This is a genomic window from Methylobacterium oryzisoli (assembly GCF_046557895.1).
In the GTDB taxonomy this organism is placed as follows: Bacteria; Pseudomonadota; Alphaproteobacteria; order Rhizobiales; family Beijerinckiaceae; genus Methylobacterium; species Methylobacterium oryzisoli.
Map to the genome: position 1 here is coordinate 170,607 of NZ_JBKIBX010000011.1, position 18,588 is coordinate 189,194.

Consider the following 18,588-nt stretch of genomic DNA (forward strand, 5'->3'; position numbering starts at 1 on the left):
GAAGGGTCTTTCTCATAGAAACCTCTCCAAAGCTCAACGTTGTGCAAATTACATCATCGATGTAAAGGATAGTCCCAAATCGCTCTAGCCTGCGATCTGAATAAAAGAATAAACACAAAGATAAGGACTCGGAAAGCCTGAGTCCTTGTCACAGCGAGATCCAAGATTCGAGGCAGATCCCTAACGAAGCGTTTAAGCGCCTGATTTATCCTCATCGCGACTGGCGGCCAAGTCGATCCTTTTACCGCATTTGCGGTACAAGGATCGGCGTCCCGCTGTCAGCGAGCCCCGACATCACAGCTTCGCTGGGAAGCGGATGCACATCCTCACCCTCAAATCCAAGTAGCGCCGCCGTGGAGGTTCCCTCCGGCAGCATTTCGACGTCTCGCAGCTTCCGGTCCATTGCCCGCGTGCGAACGCCGAGGCTATCGACCGACTTGGCGGCCGTCGCAAGCTGGTTGCCGAGTTTCTGAACCACGTCGTTGTACTTGCCGAACTCGGTTCGAACTGCGCCGAGTACCTTCCAGACCTCTCCTGACCGCCGCTCGATTGCTATGGAGCGGAAACCCATCTGCAAGGCATTGAGCAGAGCCGCCAGCGTCGTCGGACCAGCAAGTGTCACCTGATGCTCGCGCTGCATGCATTCGAAAAGTCCCACTTGCCGGAGCGCTTCCGCGTACAGGCCCTCGGTAGGGAGGAACAGGATCGCGAAGTTCGTCGTGATCGGCGGGTTGATGTACTTCTCGCAGATCGTCTTGGCGCAGGCCCGCACCTGAGCCTCAAGCTGCTTGCGGTGGAGCTTAATCGCCTCTTCGTCGCCCGCCGCCGACGCATCGATGAGCCGGTCATAGGTCTCACGTGGAAATTTGGCGTCGATTGGGATCAAAACCTCCTCACCCACTCCGGCGCCGGGCAGCTTGATCGCGAATTCCACCCGCTCGGTGGTGTTTTCCTTGACGCGCGCATCCTTGATGTACTGGTCGCGGGTCAGAAATTGTTCCAGGAGTATCTCAAGCTGGACTTCACCGTAAGTGCCGCGCACCTTCACGTTGGTCAGGACATTCTTCAGATCACCAACGTTCGAGGCGAGACTCTTCATCTCGCCCAGGCCCTCGTGCACGCGGTTGAGTTGCTCGACAACGCGGTTGAACGACTCGCCCAAGCGTGACTCCAAGGTCGATTGCAGCTTCTCGTCCACGACTTGCCGCATCTCGTCAAGCTTGGCGGCATTCTGCTGACTCAAAGCTTCGAGGCGGCCTTCGACAGCGGCCCGGAGCGTCTCGCCTGACTGCTCGTTCTTCTCGCGCAGACTGTCAATGGCGGCGGTGGTTTTATCCAGTCGCTCCTTCTGCCGTTCGCTCATCTCAGACAGCGTGTTCGAAATATTCCCGCCCAAACGGTGAAAATTTTGTCCTAACTCGTCTCGAAGGCTCTTGGCTTCATCGTTCTGCTTCGTGGCGGCGGCGTCGAGTTTGTTCTCGACCAAGATGCGCAGGCTCTCGCGGTTTCGCTCGGCGCTCGCACCCATCTGGCCAAGGTCGGCGTCGAGCTTCTCCGCAATGCCATGCACCCTGTGCTCGACGATCTTGATCCCCGCGTCGAGTCTCTCGCCGAAGGTGCGCATCTGGGTCTCGGCTCCCTGAAAGTGCACCGTGAAGGTGCCGGTCGTACTCTCGCGAAAGTCACGGATCCGCCCGGCAAGTTCTTCACGCAGTCCTCGTGACTGCTCCTCGCCCGCGCGCTTGATCAGGTCCGTCTCGATCCGCAGGAGTTGCGCAACCGTTTCGCGGCTGAGCGCTTCCGAACCGACTATGCGGCTGAGCCTTAGGAAGATGAGGGCCGCCAGAACCATCGTGATCGCGACGAACACGGCGACCACGGTCAACAGCACCTCAACCATGAATGTTTTTCCTTCATCAGCGCACAATCGCGCCGCGTGATGGCTATCAATCTATGGACGAAGGGCAATAGGAACAGAAAGGGAACACTGGTGAGCGTTGCGCCGTTGCCGCGGTTCGTTTGTCTCAGGTAGGGCACAAAATCGATTGCTTGATGTTCTCAACATCTATTGGCATCAGGCACAAGCCATGATTTACGACATACATCGTGATTCCGAGAGCTGACATACGCTTCGTGTGACCTCATGCCAGTCAGAGAGGCGACGTCTTCGCGGCTTGTGCGCGAAGTCGCAACTGCAAGACGCGTGATCGCGTGGTGGCGACCCACTCTGCGGTAAGGTCGAGTAGCACATCGCGGGCCCGCGGGAGGCACCACGATGAGGTTGTACCGGTTCTCTGAAAACCGGTACACACGGACCGCGTGGACCTGAAGGCGAATGGAAAGTGACGCGCTCGACCGTGCCCGCGAGAGCCTCGACGGGCGTGCCTCTCTCGACCTGCTTGGGTCGGACCATCTAGTTCATGCGTCCACTCGGGACCCATGAACCGGCTCCCGTCGCCTCAGCTAAGCAGGGCAATTGCCGCCGTTCCAGGGCAAGGTCGCTGCTGTGTACTGGAATGTCTTTCTTGATACAGTCTGTGTCACCATACCCTAGGTCTAGGCTCAATCAGCTTTACCGCCTGAGGGACCGCTGAGGGTGAAAAGCGGTCGCACCCTTCGTTTACGCGTTGGGCGCGGCTTAGCGTTTCGCGACATGCTTGCAAAAATTGTTGAGAATGGCCGCCCAACCAACGCGCTGCTGCTCGATGGGAAACTGGTTCTCAGGATCGAACGAGACCTTTATGCGCGTTTGCTCGCCCGCCGGGGTGAACTCGACCACCGCATTGCGATCGCCGAACGCATACTCGATCCTCTCGTTAGGTATAATCCTGGTGTAAGTGCCCTCAAAATCGAATCCCATGCTGCCATCCTTCGCCTCCATGCGCGAAGTGAACTTGCCGCCTTCCTGAAGATCGGCGCTCGCGGTTGGGCAATGCCAGTCGTCGGAGGCAAAATTCCACTGCGTGATCTGATCAGGCGACGTGTAAGCCTTCCAGACGATCTCAAGGGGTGCGGGAGCAATTGCTTCCACGGTAATCCGTTCTTGAGCCATTTGCGGTCTGCATCCTCCTGATAATGGGCCTTCGAGGGGCATTTTCACATTAGATCATTCGCGGGCGGCAATCTCTGGAATGCCATGAAGCAGGTGCAGTGCGGAAAGGAGCGGACGACCGCAACGGGTCGCCAGCGGGCCCTCGTGGCGTCTATCCAGCATCAGATTCGGATCACCAGATCCAGAGGCCACCAAGCGCCTTCAGTCTTCCGGGATCTCGCCCGGCGGCAGTAGATCAGGCCCTGGTGCGACTTCCAAGCGCCGCTGCGGAACCGCCGGAGCAGCGGGAGTGGAACGCTGGCCTTGGGCCACGGGAGGCGTGCTCAATCGGTCTACGATCTCTTCCGGCACCTTCAGATCGATCATCCGCGAGGCCGTCGCCGCCACCCGATAGCCCAGCGAGGATGCCGTGCCGCGCAGGTCCTGAACAGCCCGCCGGGCGAGGTCCGGACCATGGCAGATGGCAAAGTACATGGCGACGAAGTTCGCGTTCTTCCGGATCGTCTCGCTGCTGTCCTCGGTCGCGAAGGGTGCCAGCATGAAGGCTGCCGTGCGGCTCTTGTCCTGCGCCATGACGGCGGGCTTCGTCGTCGAGCAGTACACGTATCCGGCTTCTGTCTCGCGCTCGACGCGTCCGCCGTAGCTCGCGCGGAAGGTCTTCACCTGCGTGCGCTTCAGGACCCCGGTGGTGCCGGTGAGCATGGGCTCGGCCCGCAGCACCTGGAACTCGTCGCAGCCGTCCTTCTGACAGAGGCCGCGAATCAGTTCGGTGCGGTTGTAGTCCTGCGCGATGGCGGGACTGGTCAGTACGATGAGGAGTGCGGCGATCCGAACGAACATTGAGCCTCGGAGTAGCTGAGAGCGGGAGGTGCGGCATCTCGCACGATTTCCGGGCGAGAGCGTGACCTGCGCCGAAAGCCCGGCGAGGCTGCCCGAGACAGGTGCTGAGCACCTAGGAGTCGGGCCAGCGCGGACGAAACCAGACGACAGTCTCGCTGTCCTCGAAATCGGCCAAGCTTGTTCGGGGTACTCGATCCCCATAGCCGCAAGATCGACGTCCACCTTGAGCGCGGCCACGAGTCTGGGTGAGAAGAAGCTTCTGGCGAAGCGCCCCGGATCGATGCTACACTGCTGCTACACGCTTGGTGAAAAAGCCTCGTAAAATCAACGATCTGAGATGAGGTGCGCCGTTTCCCGTAGGGCGCGCCAAAATCCACTACCGTTCGGAACAGAACAGCGAACGTGCCCGGTGGGCTTGAGCGTCACGGCTCGGCGTTACAAAGATAGCCGCATCCAGCGAATGGCCATGATGGGGCCACTGTAAAAAGACTTGATGCAGCTCTTTCTCTACCTGTCGGACGACGCCTGCCGGTCGAGTACCAAGCGTCTCGCCACCTTTGGGAATTGGGCGACGGGGGCTTGACCCCGGCCGTGAGGGATAGTCCAACTAGTCCGCCAAAACTGAGCTTTAGGACAGTGGCCCGTCTTAGCACCGCAAAGTCCGCCACGGGCCATAATACATGGTCGCGTATCGAGATCCTGCTACGTCTACACCGGGACGGTACGGTCCTGAGGACTGCAGGCAACGAGCGCGAACTCCAGCAGCTCGTCGACAACGGCTGGGTCCAGCCACAGCCCGGCAAGGCGCGTACCTTCGAAATCGCTTCGCAGAAGGCCCGCGGCAGCATCCAGCGGCGCATCAAGGCCCTATGGCCAGGGTGGGAGGAGGAGGTGGCGCACGCCGTCGCCGCTGACCGCGACCCGTTCCAGGAGGCGTCCTACACGGACCGGGGCTGGCTCGATCTCCTGCACCTGCCAGCCGGTGGAGGCCAGGCCGCTTACCGTCTCCTGCGGCAGGTCGTGGACGAGATCGAGCGCCGGCACGAGGGCATCGCGATCGGGCTCAAGCGCAACCGCGACGGCACCATACAGCTGGACGTCCGCGCCGACCCCACGCTCGCCAAGAAGCTCGGGAGCCTTGAGGACGAGGTGCTCCGGCTCCGGCGCCAAGTGGCATCGGCCTGGGCGCGCATCCGCGAGCAGAACGACGAGATCGAGGGGCTCGAACGTCGCCGCGATAAGCTGATCGCCAGCATTGCGACGGGTGGCGAGCCCGAGAGGCCCCGGCGCGCCGCCATCCTGTTCATGGACGTGGAGGGGTTCTCCGCCCTCGACCCCGGCGAGAAGGCGAGGATCGTCGAAATCCTGTGGGGCGTCGCCGCCCTGAGGATCAGGGGAGAAGACGTCGCCGTCTGCAATACCTGGGGCGACGCGGTCATGGCCGTGTTCAACGACCCGAACGCCGCCCTGCACTGCGCCTTCGATTTCGTCAAATCCCTGCAAGCCGTTTCGCTGCGCGGTCGCGTCGGCCTGTCCTACGGGCGCGTGCTGCTGAAGTACAACCCGTTGCGCAACCGCGACGACGTCGTCGGGCGTAGCGTCGACGAGGCAGCCCGCCTCGAGCCCCTCGTCAAGGAGGCCGGTGACAACGCGGCGGTCTTGGTGACCGCTCCTTTCGACGACCTGCCCGACCTCGACCGCAGCTCGTTTCGCTTCTTCCCAATCCGCCTGCGGCTGCGCAAAGGCGTTGGCGGGCTTCGCGCCGGCGAGACGATCCCATGCCTGCGAGTCGAGGACGGCAGGAACGTGCCATGACGCGCCTGCGCCGGGCGCGGCCACCGGCCCCGAAGCACCGGGAGGGGAGGTGATGTCGGCCTCGCAGTCCGTCCAGAAGTACCTGGGCGACAGCTTCGAGATGAGGCTGGAGCGGGCGCACGTGGCCCTCCTGCTTCTCATCCACGAACGCTTGGCCGGGGGCGACACGCGCACGAGCCTGTCGTTGCCGGAACTCCGCTCGTTGGTCTGTCACGTCGATCACCTGTTCGGTGCCGACGCGGACGAGCCGACGGCCCGCCGGGCCCAGGCCGCGATCCGTGCCCTGGAGGAGGCGCGCGTGTTGATGCGCGCCGATCTCCTCGGACACGCCGCCGTCGTCCCGGAGTGGCGGCCGACCGGGATCGGACAGGCGATCTGCGAATACATCCTCGCCGCGCCTGTGTCGGCCGACACTCTCGCGGCCATCCTCGCCGCGGTCACCGGCACCCTGGCCGACGTCGCGGCGCACGCCGAGGCACTCGCCCCGGAGGCGGATTGGGACACTGCCGTGATCCTGCGGCTGCGGCACGTCGTCGAGACCGTCACGCGCTCGGTACAGGGCTACCAAGCCATGCTCGACGAGAAGCAGATCCGCCTGCGCCAGGAGGTGCCGGGCATCGTTCGGGAGCGCTCCAAGGGCGCCCTGGAGAGTGCCATGGCGATGCTCAACGACATGACCGTCACCATGGCGGACCTTCGCCGAGCGCTGCTCGAGCAGGTCGACCAAGCCACCTTACAAGTGCAGCGGATCATCGAGGCTGCCCGCATAGCGGGGTCGCACGAGACGGCTGCCGCGGCCGATGCCACGCTCGCTCGGCTGGAGCAGATCGTCGCCTGGTCCACGGAACGTAGCGACCTGTGGTCCGAGTATTACCGCTGGATCACCGGGCACCTGCGGCTGCTCCTCAGGGTCGATCCGAACCGTGAGGTCTCGACGGCTCTGCGGCGCGTGCTCCAGATCTGGCCGGACGACGGGCCCGGCCTCCCCCTGTGTGCACCCGAGTCCCTGCGTGTCCTCGACGATGAGGTGCTGCTGGAACGGTCGCCCGCGCGGACGCGACGGCCGCGCGATTGGGACGCGGCTCTGGCCGCTGCCAGCCCGGACATCGACCTGCCCCGGCAAGTCAGCCTCTTGGCCAACGAGATCGTCGCCGCTTTCGAGTCCGAACTGGAGGAACGCGGGGCGGCTTCGTTCGCGCCCATCCTGCGAGCCCGGATCGATGTGCCGCTCACCCTCCTCGGCGCCGCCGCCGGACAGGCCCTGCAGGCCCTGCTCGCCCGGCACGTACCGCCCCGGTCGCGGTTCGTGCGGTGGGTTCACGTCCGGGACGGGGCGGAGGTGAAGGAATACGATGTCAGCCGCCAGTGACTTCGAGACCCTCGCGGATGCCATGCGGCACCCGCTGTTTCCACGGGCCGACGTAGCGCTCCGGGCCGGCGTCCACGTCACGCGCACGTCGGACGAAACGCTCTACGAATTCCTGAGCCTCGGCCACGACGTGCTTTCGGAGCACTTCGCCCGCTACGGCGCAACGCTCCAGCACGCGCCGGAGGGCTTCTACTGGCTCGAGCCGGCGGGCGACCCCTCCGCCTGCCTCCTGTCCATCCGTCACCTGAGCGAGGGGGAGATGCTCGTCGCCATCGTCGTGACGGTGCTCGCCTTCGATGCCGACCACGTGGACGAGGCGCTCGCGTCCGGCGGCCTGATCACCGTCGCCGAAATCGTGAGGACCTTGGAGGCGCTCGTCGACGAGCGGTAGCTGCTGGCGGTGGCGGGCGTGCGCGCGCCGCACAACCTCACGCCGCAGAGGATCCGGGGGGCGGTCATCAATCACCTGCGCCAGATCGCGGCCATCGGTCTGGTCGCTTTCGCGAATGATTCTCGCGAGGCCGTGCGCACGACCGAGGCCATCGCCCGGCTCGTGCATTTCGCTCAGCGCTTCGCCGCGCAGGTCGGCCCCGACCAAAAGCCGCGGCAGGGGAGCGCCGCGCCGGCCGAACCGATCAATCCGAGAAGGGAGGCTGACGACGGCAGGTGACGGCCTCCGCCTGCTCGTCCTCGTCAACTGGGATGGCTTTCCCTACGAGGCGTTCGAGCTTGACAGCACTGTGACCTCACTGTGCGGGGATAACGGGTCCGGCAAGACGACGATCCTGACGGCGGCTTATCTCGTCCTCTTGCCTGATCTGTCGCTGGTCCGCGTGCGTCCCGTCACCAGCGCCCAGCACGCCACCGGCGACATCGCCGCGCGCATCGATGCCAACGAGACCTTCGCCTACAGCGCGCTGGTGGTCGAGCATGGGGGTGATCTGACCCTGTGCGGCGTTCACCTGGAGCGAAAGCCCAGCGGCGGCCTCAAGCCGTCGCCATTCCTGATCCGCAACATTCCGTCGGCGCTCCTCGACGCTCTGCGGGATCTGTTCACTGACTTCGACGGCGACGGCGAGCTCGTCCGGGATCTCCGCGACCTCGCGCAGACGGCGCTCGAGCGCGGCCTGGATTTCCACCGCTGCGCGACGGTCGAGGAGTATCTGTCCGATCTCTTCCAGCTCGGGGTGGCGCCCCGCGCCATGACCACGCCCGATGACCGCCGGCAATACGGGCGCCTGTTGGAGACTTCCCTGCACGGCGGCCTGTCCGCGGAGATCGTCCGCGGGCTGCGCGAATACATACTCGCCCCGGAGCCGCGCGTGGACCGCATCCTGTCGACCATGCAGGATAACGTGCTCGCCTGCCGCCGCAGCCGCCTCGAAGTCGAGCGCACGAGCGAGAACCTCGCACGCCTCGAGAGACTCGTACGAGCGCTCGACGCGTTCACCGTGGCCGAGGGCATGGCCATCGGCGGGGCGGTCGCGGAGGCCCGCGGCCGACTGCGGGCCTCGCTCACCCGCAAGCGCGCTCTCGCCCGGAGTCTCGCGGGCTTCGATTCCGACGTGGCGGAGGCGGCCGAGCGCATCATCGAACTCGAGGCGGAGCAGCAGCGGCGGGAACGACTGAATCGGTATCTGTCGGGACGAGCCGAGCGGGCCCTGACGCGGGTGAGGGAGGAACGGGACCGGCTCGGGAACGCGCAGGCTTCCGCGCAGGATCGGCTCCGGGCCGCCGACCAAGCCCATTCGCTGGCGCGTCGCGCCCGCTCCTTCCTGCAGAAGCGAGAGCCGGCGAAGGCGCGAGGCAAGTCATGGGCCGCCGGCAATCGACTCGCCGAACTCCTGGCTGGCCTCGAAGAGACGCTTGCCGCCGCGCAGGGGGCAGACGCGAGCATGCGCGCCTCGCTCAAGGAGATCGAAGTCACGCTTGCTGCGCTGGAACGCCCCAAGGGGGTGCCCCCGGAACTGGCCGAAGCGGCCGCTCTGACCGGCGGCACGCCCGTGAGCGAACTGTTCGAGGGCGGCGACGCAGAGGAGTTGCGCGAGATCGAAGCCCAGCTCGGCCCCCTGGCTCGCCAAGGCCTTGTCGTCGCCGAGCCGCTGGCGGCCGCCCGCATGCTGGCGCGCGTTGGCGTCGGCGGCGCGGAGCTCTGGCTGACATCCTCGCCGGCTCCCCATCGGAATCGGACGGGGCAGCGCATCGGCGTGAGCTGGATCGATGAGACGACCGACAGCGTGCGCCTGACCAGACTTCCTCTCAGCACCACCCTCGGGAGGGCGGCGCGCGAGCGTAGCATCGGGGAATTGCGCGCGCGACGCGCCAAGCTGGAGACCGAGCGGCGGGCGGTCTCCGAGATCGCAACCGAGGCGCAGCGCTTGGCCTTCGAGGCCGAGCGCGTCGAGCACGACCTGTTGCCCCTGACAATGGTGGGACTGACGCGCGCCCTCACTCAAGCAAAGGCGGAGGCGAGGCACATTGGCGAACGCTTGGCCGCCCTCGACGAGGTGAAGGCCCAGCACGAAATCGACTGGCGCAACCGAGATGCCGCCAATGCACGCGCATCGGAGCGGCTAAGGTCAGCGATCGAGCGGGCGACGGAGCGGCTCCGGTCGACGCACGAGGGCCAACGCGACACGCGCCAGAAGGCGGCCCAGCAAGCTCGCGAGCACGAGAGCCCCCGGTGTGAACTGCGCGCCGCGATGACCTCCTGGGCCGCCATCAAGGGGCTATCGCTGCCCGCGTGGTTACGGGAGGAGCCACCCGAAGCGAGCGAGCGATACCGGCGGCGTGACAGGCTGCGCGACCTGCTACAGGAAACGGAAGGGACCGAGGCGCTCGCCGCGCTCCAGGCGGACGGGCCCAACCCGGGTATCCTGCTCCGTGACATGCACCGCGCGACGACGGCGCACATCCGCAATCTCCATCCCCTCGACATCGGCGAGGTGGACACGATCGAGGCCATCGTGGCGCTGCGCGGGCGCCTCGAACGGCTGGGCCGGCAATTGTCCGAGCACCAGGATCGGCTGCAGGTCAGCGCGGGCGAGGTGTCGGCCGCGCTGCAGAGCCAGGTCAGCGGGGCCACCCGCCGCATCGCTCGCCTGTCGCAGGAGTTCGGGGAGACGAGCTTCGGCACCATCCGCGCCGTTCGCGTGAGGGCCGTTCCGCAAAAGAACCGTCTGGAGTTTCTCGAGGCGCTGCGCCGCCAACCAGACTTCTTCGCCCGGTCGGACAAGTCGATCGAAGTCGCCTTGCAGGAACTTTACCGAGCCGCGACCGGCGTCGATGCCCAGGATTTCGCTCCCCTCGACTACCGGCGCTACGTCGAGCTCGTCATCGAGATCTGCGGCGCCGACGGCAGTTGGCGCGACGCCCGCCAAGCCTCGACTGGAGAACTGGTCGGCTCGGGGCTCGCCGTGATTCTGATGATCCTGCGCTCCTGGGCACGCGATTCCCGCAGCCGAACGCCGGTCCGTCGCCTGCCGCTCCTCCTCCTCGACGAAGGCGCGCGCTTCGACAGGAACTCCTTCGCCATGGCCGTGGATCTATGCCGTGAGACCAAGACCCAGATGATCGTCGCCCTGCCCGGCATCCCGCTCGCAAGCAACATCACCATTCATACGGTCGTGCGCGCGCCGCTGGCCAACGGCCGCAGCGTGGTCGTCGTGCGCACCTTGCGAGGTTTCGGCGGCGAGGCGGCCGAAGACCGTAGAACCCCGAGATCATCCGATAGCGAACAGATGCTCGCTCGCGAATCGTCCACCGAGGCGGTCGGAGCAGTGCTGGAGGGGCAGAGTCAATCAGCCCAGGATGTGCATCTCTCGGCTAGGAATGGCGAGCGCGCGAGCCCCGACGTCGTGATCGATGGCGGCGCCCAGCAGGCGTAGACCTGCAACTCACCGTACCGAAGGGCCACCTCGTCAAGTTCCTTCGGGATGGGCATGTCGTGCGCTTCCTGATGCAGCGCGACCCCAAGGTCCTAACCGAGATTCGAGTGAGCGAGGAGATGACCACGACGGCACCGAGCGAAGCCGCTTCAGTGAGGCCGCGGTGTAGATGGGGACCCGGACTCGAGCCGCCGATCTCCTCGCGCAGGATCGCGACGATCTGCTTTGCTGTAGACCGGACCACTTCATCGTGCGCCCTCTCGAACACTTTTGGTTTGAGCTGAGGCGCTGGGGCGGGGTTCAAGCGGAGCGACGCACAGGCCGATTCGAAACGGAATCAACGTGCAATCTCAATGATATATATGTTCGCAGTTCTATTCTGACTGGCGCGCCAGCGAAATCAAGCCCTCCGACTAGTCCCTGGCGACGGTGCCATCGCGCCGCCGTCGCACCGCGATGATCCGGGCATCGTTAAGCCGTGATCCGGCAGGCGGTCGCCATCCCGCGACCGCGCCGCCCCTTGCCTCCGCCACCGCCCGGCCTCCATCAAGCGCGTGCTGCGAAGGGTCCGCTCCCGTCAGCTTCGGGGTACCGGCGTCATGAGATCGATCGCGCAACAGGATCTGCTGAACGGCCCACGCATCGTCCTGGACGATCTTCGCCGCAGATCGACCCGCACTCTGGAAACCTGCCTCCTGCAACCGTCGCGACGGCTCGCGTGTCCTGAACCGTTCGACTTCCATCACGGCGCGGATCTCGACGCTCTGCCCTGGTACCACGACGCCGGGGATTACCACTCCTATCCCGTCTATTATGCCAGACTGAGCGAGGGCTTCGTCAGCCCGAACTGGGGGGCGGTGTTCACCCGCGATGGCGATCTGGTCGGCGATTCGGTGAACGCCGCCCGCTGGGCCAGCCCGGACCTGTCAGCGATCCCGGGATTGGCGCTCCACGGCGAAGAACTCGTCTTTACCGGACATGCGAGACGCCTTCCGGGCCGATACATCCTGCTGAACAACTGGGGGTCTCACAATTACGGGCATTTCATCATCGAATGCCTGATCGGCCTCCTTTCGGTTCAGCACCTGCTGCCGTCGGGTGAGATCAAGATCCTGAGCAAGCCGCTCACGCCCTGGCAGACGGAATTGCTCGATGTGATCGGCATCGGAGCCGACCAGCTTCATCAATCCGCCGAGGACCTCGTGCAGGTCGATGAGGCCATCTTTCCCTCCTTCCTCGGCGGCAACCTCGAGCATCCGTCGATCGCCACCAGGGTCGCGTTCGACACCCTGAAACTCCGGGCGGGCATCACGTCGTCGCAGCGGCCCGGCCGCCGGCTGCTGATCGACCGCCGCGCCTATCCGACCCGTCGCGTCGAGAACTGGCCGGAGGTCGAGCGAATGGCCCGGCGCCTGGACTTCGAGTACGTGGCGACGGAGCGGCTCAGCGTCCGCGAGCAGATCGCGCTGTTCGCGGACGCCGCGATCGTGGTCGGCGAAACCGGAGCGGCCCTGACCAACATCGGCTTCTGCGAGCCGGGCACGCCCGTCGTCGAGATCATGATCCAGGGACGCGAGTCGCGATGGATCAAGAACACGTCCGCGCTGCTCGGGAGACGATGGGCCTGCCAGTACGAGAGGACCTGGAGCACCGAGCAGGGCCTCGCCTACACCATCGACACGGAAGGTCTTCAGCCGATCATCGAGCGCGCCCTATCCGGCGAAGAGACGCGCGAGACGCCTCGGCGGCACGGGTCCGGGTCGAAGGCCGGCGACCTCCGGATCCTGGGCTGCGGCCACTACCGGGAAAACACCTATGCCCATGTCGAACTCCAGGCCGCGCTGGACGGCGTCGCGCTGCCGGTGAAGGTGCAGACCAACGGGACCGCGATGAGCCTGGAATTCCGCCTCGACGGCCTGCCATCCGACATGCCCGTTCCCGCCGGCTTGGTGGAGTTCGACAAGGTCCCCCTCGTCCGCATCTACTTCGGCACCGACCCGCTGGAAACGCAGGCGCGCCTGTCGCGCGTCTCGGAGACCTTGCGCCATTTCATCCACCGGCTGGCGGAGTCGGATCCGCAGCACGTAGCCATCCCGGACGACGCCGAGGCCACGCAGGAAGCCAGGACGCTGTTCATCGCGTTTCAGAAAAGCCTGAAGGCCCTGAAAAACCCGGCCGGCGCTGCTGGTGGAGGCACCTGAGACGGGATCGCCCGTCCAACCCGGCCTTGTCGACCTCGCCCGCGCGGCCGGTGATCAACCGATCCCGTGGCGTGACCTTGGCGCGTGCCGCACGCCCTCACCAAGCACTGTCTCGGCTGCGGGGCCGGTCGTCGCGGCCGGGCAGGGCACGATCGTCCCCGCCCACCCGCGACGCCCCGGGCTCAGCGCGATCCGGTGATGATCGGGCAGTTGCCCTCGCCCATGGGCCGGAAGGCCTCCTCGGCGGGAATGGTCCGCACCAGCTTGTAGTAGTCCCACGGACCCTTCGATTCGGACGGCGTCTTCGTCTCGAACAGGTACATGCTGTGCATCTTGCGCCCGTCCGGCCGGATTGTGCCCTTGCCGAAGACCTCGTCCTCGGTCGGCAGGCTCTTGGCCACCTCGATCACGCGTTTGCCGTCGGTCTTCGTCCCGGCCTTCTCGACGGCCTTGAGGTAGTGGAGCGTGGCCGAGTAGGCGCCGGCCTGGAGCTGCGTCGGCATGCGCCCGCCCATCCGCTCGCCGAAGCGCTTGGCGAAGGTCCGGGTGCCGTCGTTGAGGTCCCAGTAATAGGCCGCCGTGAACTGCAGGCCCTGCGCGACGGGCAGGCCCAGCGAGTGCACGTCGGTGATGTACAGCACCATGGCGGCGATCTTCTGTCCGCCCTGCGCGATGCCGAACTCCGCCGCCTGCTTGATCGAGTTGATCGTGTCGCCACCCGCGTTGACGAGGCCGACGACCTTCGCCTTCGAGGCCTGCGCCTGGAGCAGGAAGGAGGAGAAATCCGCCGTGTTGAGCGGCGTGCGCGCGCTGCCCTTCACGGTGCCGCCCGTGGCCTGGAGGATCTTGCGGATGTCGGCCTCCATCGTGTGGCCGAAGGCGTAGTCCGCGGTGAGCAGGTACCAGCTGTCGCCGCCCGCCGCGACCACGGCGCGGCTGGTGCCGGTCGCGAGCGCGTAGGTGTCGTAGGTCCAGTGGATGCTGTTGGGTGAGCAGTTCTTGCCGGTGAAATCCGACGAGGACGCGCCCGAATTCATGAACACCTTGTTCTTCTGGCGCGCCAGTTCGGTCACGCTGAGCGCGACGGCCGAGTTCGGCACGTCCACGACGGCGTCCACGCCGCCCTGGTCGAACCACTCTCGGGTGATGACCGACCCGACATCGGGCTTGTTCTGGTGGTCGGCCGACACGACCTCGGCCTTCACGGTGCCGCCGGCCTTCCGGTAATCCTCCACCGCCATCCGGGCGGCCGTCACGGAGCCGTTGCCGTTGGTGTCCGCGTAGAGACTCGAGAGATCGGTCAGCACCCCGATCTTCACCGACAACGACTCGGACTGCGCCAGCGCGGCGCCGCTCGCGACCGCGACGGCCCCCGCGCACAACGCGCGCAGCAATGCCTTGGTGCTCATCCCTCCCGACCTCCCTGCCCGTGGCTCGTGTCGCACGCCCGGTTGACGAGCCGTGCATGTCTGTACCATGGTACGAATATCCAAAGGAGGCAAGGCGTGCCGGACATCAATGTCGAGAGACGAGGCTCCGTGGCGGTCCTGACCATCGATCGCCCGCGTCGACGCAACGCGATCGGCGTGCAGCTCGTGGAAGATCTGACCCAAGCATTCGCGCGCCTCGACCGCGACGCCGACACGCACGCGATCGTGCTGACCGGCGTTGAGCCGGGTTTCTGCGCCGGCAGCGACCTCAAGGAACTGGCGGATACGGATCTCGCCGGGATGCGCGCGCACGAGGCGCACACCGCCGCGCTCGCCCGCTCGATCGCCTTCCTCGACACGCCGGTGGTCGCGGCGGTGGACGGGTTCGCGCTCGGCGGCGGCTTCGTGCTGGCGATCTCCTGCGACGTGGTGGTGACCGGCGCGCAGGCGCGCTGGCACCTGCCCGAGGTGACGATCGGCTGGATCCCGCCCTGGGGGCTCCAGGCGGTGGTGGCCCGCGTCGGGCCGGTCGCGGCGCGGCGGCTGACCTGGGGCGCGACACCCTTCGACGGGCGGGAGGCGCACCGCCTCGGTATCGCCGACGCGCTCGTGGAGGCGGGGGAAAACGTCCTCGACGCGGCCGTGCGGGAGGCGGAGGCCCTGGCGGACCTGCCGCCGCCGGCCGTCGCCTCGACCAAGCAGTTCTACGCGCCGCTGGTGGCCGGCACGGCCGAGGCCGCCGACGCCTGGGCGAACCGCCTCTTCGCAGGCGATTGCGGCCATCCGGTCGCGCAGGCGACGCTGAGCCGCTTCGGAGTGAAGGCATGAGCAAGCGCATCACCGCCGCCGAGGCCGCGCGCCTCGTGCGCTCCGGCGACACCGTCGCCAGCGTCGGCGTGATCGGCTGGATCACGCCGGACGCCCTCCTGAAGGCGCTCGGCGAGCGCTTCCGGCAGGAGAGCGATCCGCGCGACCTCACCTTCTACTTCCCCTGCGGGACAGGCGACTCGATCGACATCCGGGGCATGGACCACGTCGCGGTCGAAGGGCTGATGAAGCGGATCGTGTCGGGCTCCTACGTGAACCCGCTGCACCCGGTGAAGCGGACCCGGCCCGAACTGATGCGCCTCATCCGCGAGAACCGCGTCGAGGCCTATAGCTGGCCGATCGGCGCCAGCATGCACTGGCTGCGCGAGGTCGCGCGCAAGAGTCCCGGCTACATGACGCAGATCGGGCTCGGCACCTACGCGGATCCGCGCCGGCAGGGCGGAAAGTTCACCGAGCGCGCCACCGAGGACCTGATCGAACTGATCGAGTTCCGGGGCAAGGAGTACCTGTTCTACCCGACCTTCCCGCTCAACGTCGGCTTCATCAGGGCCTCGTCGTCGGATTCCTTCGGCAACCTGTCCTACGAGGACGAGGCGCTGATGTCGTCCAACACCGCGCTCGCGCTCGCCGTGAAGGCGTCGGGCGGCATCGTGGTGGCGCAGGTGCGGCGCGAGGTGGACCGGCACTCCCGGCCCGCCCACCACGTGCGGGTGCCCGGCGCGCTCGTGGACCACTACGTCGTCGAGCCCGAGCAGATGTCGGGCACCGACAACCTGCTCGACCCGATCTATCTCGGCGGGCAGCGCGCGGCGCCCTCGGCGCTGCCGCGGCTGCCGCTCGGACCCGACAAGGTGATCGCCCGGCGGGCCGCAGCCGAGGTGCGGCCGGGCCGCACCAGCATCTTCGGCTTCGGCGCCTCCTCGGACGCGCCCCTGGTCATGGCCGAGGCCGGCCTGTTCGACGACGGGCGGATCGACGACTACCAGTTCACCACCGAGCACGGCCCCTTCGGCGGCGTGGTGATGAGCGGCTGGCAGTTCTCGGCCAACATGGGACCCGAGGCGCTGCTCGACGGACTGCAGCAGTTCGACTTCATCGACGGCGGCAACTGCCCCTTCGCGGCGCTCGCCTTCGCGCAGTTCGACGCGGAGGGGAACGTCAACGTCAGCCGGTTCGGCACCAGCAATCCGGGGGCCGGCGGCTTCATCGACATCGCCCAGAACGCGCAGGACCTGCTGTTCACCGGCACCTTCACGACCGCGGGCCTCGATTGCGCGATGGGGGAGGGCGAGCTGTCGATCCGCCGGGAGGGCATGGTGCGCAAGCTCGTCGCCTCCGCCGAGCAGGTGACCTACCCGGTCCGCACCGGCGTCGCCGAGCGCGGGCAATCAGCCCTCGTCATCACCGAGCGGGCCGTCTTCCGGGTCGAGCCCCAGGGGCTGGCGCTGATCGAGGTGGCGCGCGGGGTCGACGTGCGCCGCGACATCCTCGACCAGATGGAGTTCGCGCCGCACCGGATCGCCGATCCGCTGCCCTTCATGGAGGCCGGGCTGTTCGCCGAGTAGGCGGACGGTCCGCGCGCCACGAAAAACCAATCAGAACGATCGACGGGAGGATGCCATGACGGCGCGGGTGATCGGGGCGGCCCTGCTGACGGCGGCCCTCGCCGCCGGCCACGTGCAGGCGGGCGAGAAGGCGGTACGGATCGGCGTCCTCACGGACATGAGCGGCATCTACGCGGATTTCGGCGGACGCGGCTCGGCGCTCGCGGCCCAGATGGCCGCGGAGGATTTCGGCGGCCGGGTCGGCGACAAGCCGATCGAGATCGTCTCGGCCGACCACCAGAACAAGGCCGATATCGGCTCGGCCCTGGCCCGGCGCTGGTTCGACCAAGAGGGCGTCGACGCCATCGCGGACGTGCCCACCTCCTCGGTGGCGCTGGCCGTCTCGGAGATCGCCCGCGAGAAGAACCGGGTGCTGCTGGTCTCGGGGGCGGGCACCTCCGACCTCACGGGCAAGAACTGCTCGCCCAACACCGTGCACTGGACCTACGACACCTGGGCGCTGGCCAACTCGACCGGAGGTGCCCTGACCAAGGCCGGGTTCGACACGTGGTACTTCATCACGGTCGATTATTCCTTCGGCTACGCGCTGGAGCGGGACGCGAGCGATTCGCTGACGGCCGCGGGCGGCCGGATTCTCGGCAAGGTGCGCCACCCGGTCGGGACCGGCGACTTTTCCTCCTTCCTGCTCCAGGCGCAGGGGTCGGGCGCTAAGGTGGTGGCCTTCGGCAATGCCGGCGCCGACACGATCAACGGCGTCAAGCAGGCGGCGGAGTTCGGCCTCGTCCAGGGCGGGCAGAAACTCGCCAGCATGCTGATCACGCTCTCCGACATCCACTCCCTCGGCCTGCGGGCCGCGCAGGGACTGGTGCTGACGGAGGCGTTCTACTGGGACCTCAACCCGGGCACGCGCGCCTTCGCCAAGCGCTTCGCCGAGCGCAACGGCGGCGTCTACCCGAACATGGTCCATGCGGGCGTGTACGGGGCCGTGACGCACTACCTCAAGGCGCGGGCGGCGGCGGCGGGCGACGACGGGCGGGGGATCGTCCGGGAGATGAAGCGCCTGCCCACCGACGATCCGCTCTTCGGCGCCGGCACGGTGCGCAGCGACGGGCGGGCGACCCACGACCTCTACCTGTTCGAGGTCAAGGCGCCGGCCGAGAGCAAGGGGTCTTACGACTACTACAAGCTGCTGCGCACGGTTCCGGCCGCCGAGGCGTTCCGGCCGCTCGAGACCGGCGGCTGCACCCTCGTGAACTGATGCGAGATCCGGACGATCAGTTCGGATCTCGCATCAGGCAGCCCGCGCGGCGGAGCCGAGGCTCCGCGCACCCGAGCGGAGCCGAAATCCGCCATCCCGAAGGGATCAATCGGATTTCGTAAGTGATCGCGCCTCGGCGCAGGGGAGATTCGACCGTGACGCAAGCGATCGACCAACGCGGCGGACTGAGCCTGGACGCCGACGTGCTCGTGGTGGGCGGTGGCGCGGCCGGGGTGGCGGCCGCCGTCACGGCGGCCCGGCAGGGGGCGCAGGTCACCCTGCTGGAGCGCTACGGCTTCTGCGGCGGCGGCGCCGTGGCGGGCCTCTCGGGCACCGTCTGCGG

The 18,588-nt window shown here is 66.7% G+C and carries 14 protein-coding genes; 10 read left to right on the forward strand and 4 right to left on the reverse strand.

Annotated features, from left to right (window positions below; translation table 11 throughout):
* Nucleotides 1-241 precede the first annotated feature (241 nt).
* From ACKUB9_RS13495 to ACKUB9_RS13505, 3 genes are all read right to left on the reverse strand, one after another.
* Nucleotides 242-1,900 (reverse strand): DNA recombination protein RmuC, encoded by a 1,659-nt coding sequence (locus ACKUB9_RS13495; protein WP_407522729.1) that lies wholly within the window; start codon nucleotides 1,898-1,900, stop codon nucleotides 242-244.
* Nucleotides 1,901-2,638: 738 nt separating this feature from the next.
* On the reverse strand, nucleotides 2,639-3,052 hold the full coding sequence (locus ACKUB9_RS13500) for an SRPBCC family protein (RefSeq protein ID WP_407522731.1): 414 nt from the start codon (nucleotides 3,050-3,052) through the stop codon (nucleotides 2,639-2,641).
* Between the two features lie 201 nt (nucleotides 3,053-3,253).
* Nucleotides 3,254-3,892, reverse strand: coding sequence for a hypothetical protein (locus ACKUB9_RS13505; protein WP_407522733.1), 639 nt, complete (start codon nucleotides 3,890-3,892; stop codon nucleotides 3,254-3,256).
* A 636-nt stretch (nucleotides 3,893-4,528) separates the two neighbouring features.
* Here ACKUB9_RS13505 and ACKUB9_RS13510 point away from each other — a divergent pair.
* The 6 genes from ACKUB9_RS13510 (at nucleotide 4,529) to ACKUB9_RS13535 (ending at nucleotide 13,164) form a co-directional block, all read left to right on the forward strand.
* Entirely contained in the window at nucleotides 4,529-5,707 is a 1,179-nt protein-coding gene (locus ACKUB9_RS13510) for an adenylate/guanylate cyclase domain-containing protein (RefSeq protein ID WP_407522735.1), read from the forward strand.
* Nucleotides 5,708-5,759: 52 nt separating this feature from the next.
* On the forward strand, nucleotides 5,760-7,076 hold the full coding sequence (locus ACKUB9_RS13515) for a hypothetical protein (RefSeq protein ID WP_407522737.1): 1,317 nt from the start codon (nucleotides 5,760-5,762) through the stop codon (nucleotides 7,074-7,076).
* On the forward strand, nucleotides 7,060-7,467 hold the full coding sequence (locus ACKUB9_RS13520; RefSeq protein WP_407522739.1) for a chromosome partition protein MukE: 408 nt from the start codon (nucleotides 7,060-7,062) through the stop codon (nucleotides 7,465-7,467). Before ACKUB9_RS13515 ends, ACKUB9_RS13520 begins: the two co-directional genes overlap by 17 nt.
* Before the next feature lie 18 nt (nucleotides 7,468-7,485).
* Nucleotides 7,486-7,746 carry a hypothetical protein gene (locus ACKUB9_RS13525; protein WP_407522767.1) on the forward strand — a complete coding sequence of 87 codons (261 nt, stop codon included), beginning with the start codon at nucleotides 7,486-7,488 and terminating at the stop codon, nucleotides 7,744-7,746.
* Nucleotides 7,747-7,756: 10 nt separating this feature from the next.
* The gene (locus tag ACKUB9_RS13530) at nucleotides 7,757-10,963 is read left to right on the forward strand and encodes an ATP-binding protein (RefSeq protein WP_407522763.1); all 3,207 of its coding nucleotides are present in this window, start codon (nucleotides 7,757-7,759) and stop codon (nucleotides 10,961-10,963) included.
* Nucleotides 10,964-11,562: 599 nt separating this feature from the next.
* Complete coding sequence (locus tag ACKUB9_RS13535) at nucleotides 11,563-13,164, forward strand: glycosyltransferase family 61 protein (protein WP_407522741.1); 1,602 nt, start codon at nucleotides 11,563-11,565, stop codon at nucleotides 13,162-13,164.
* Between the two features lie 182 nt (nucleotides 13,165-13,346).
* Here the strand turns inward: ACKUB9_RS13535 and ACKUB9_RS13540 are convergent, their stop codons facing one another.
* Complete coding sequence (locus ACKUB9_RS13540) at nucleotides 13,347-14,573, reverse strand: ABC transporter substrate-binding protein (RefSeq protein WP_407522743.1); 1,227 nt, start codon at nucleotides 14,571-14,573, stop codon at nucleotides 13,347-13,349.
* A 96-nt stretch (nucleotides 14,574-14,669) separates the two neighbouring features.
* On the opposite strand from ACKUB9_RS13540, the gene ACKUB9_RS13545 reads away from it, so the two are divergent.
* From ACKUB9_RS13545 to ACKUB9_RS13560, 4 genes are all read left to right on the forward strand, one after another.
* Nucleotides 14,670-15,422, forward strand: coding sequence for an enoyl-CoA hydratase/isomerase family protein (locus ACKUB9_RS13545; protein ID WP_407522745.1), 753 nt, complete (start codon nucleotides 14,670-14,672; stop codon nucleotides 15,420-15,422).
* Entirely contained in the window at nucleotides 15,419-16,987 is a 1,569-nt protein-coding gene (locus tag ACKUB9_RS13550; RefSeq protein ID WP_407522747.1) for an acyl CoA:acetate/3-ketoacid CoA transferase, read from the forward strand. The genes ACKUB9_RS13545 and ACKUB9_RS13550 overlap by 4 nt, the downstream gene beginning before the upstream one ends.
* Before the next feature lie 55 nt (nucleotides 16,988-17,042).
* On the forward strand, nucleotides 17,043-18,245 hold the full coding sequence (locus ACKUB9_RS13555) for an ABC transporter substrate-binding protein (RefSeq protein WP_407522749.1): 1,203 nt from the start codon (nucleotides 17,043-17,045) through the stop codon (nucleotides 18,243-18,245).
* A 155-nt stretch (nucleotides 18,246-18,400) separates the two neighbouring features.
* On the forward strand, nucleotides 18,401-18,588 hold a 188-nt coding region (locus ACKUB9_RS13560; RefSeq protein ID WP_407522751.1), incomplete at its 3' end, for an FAD-dependent oxidoreductase.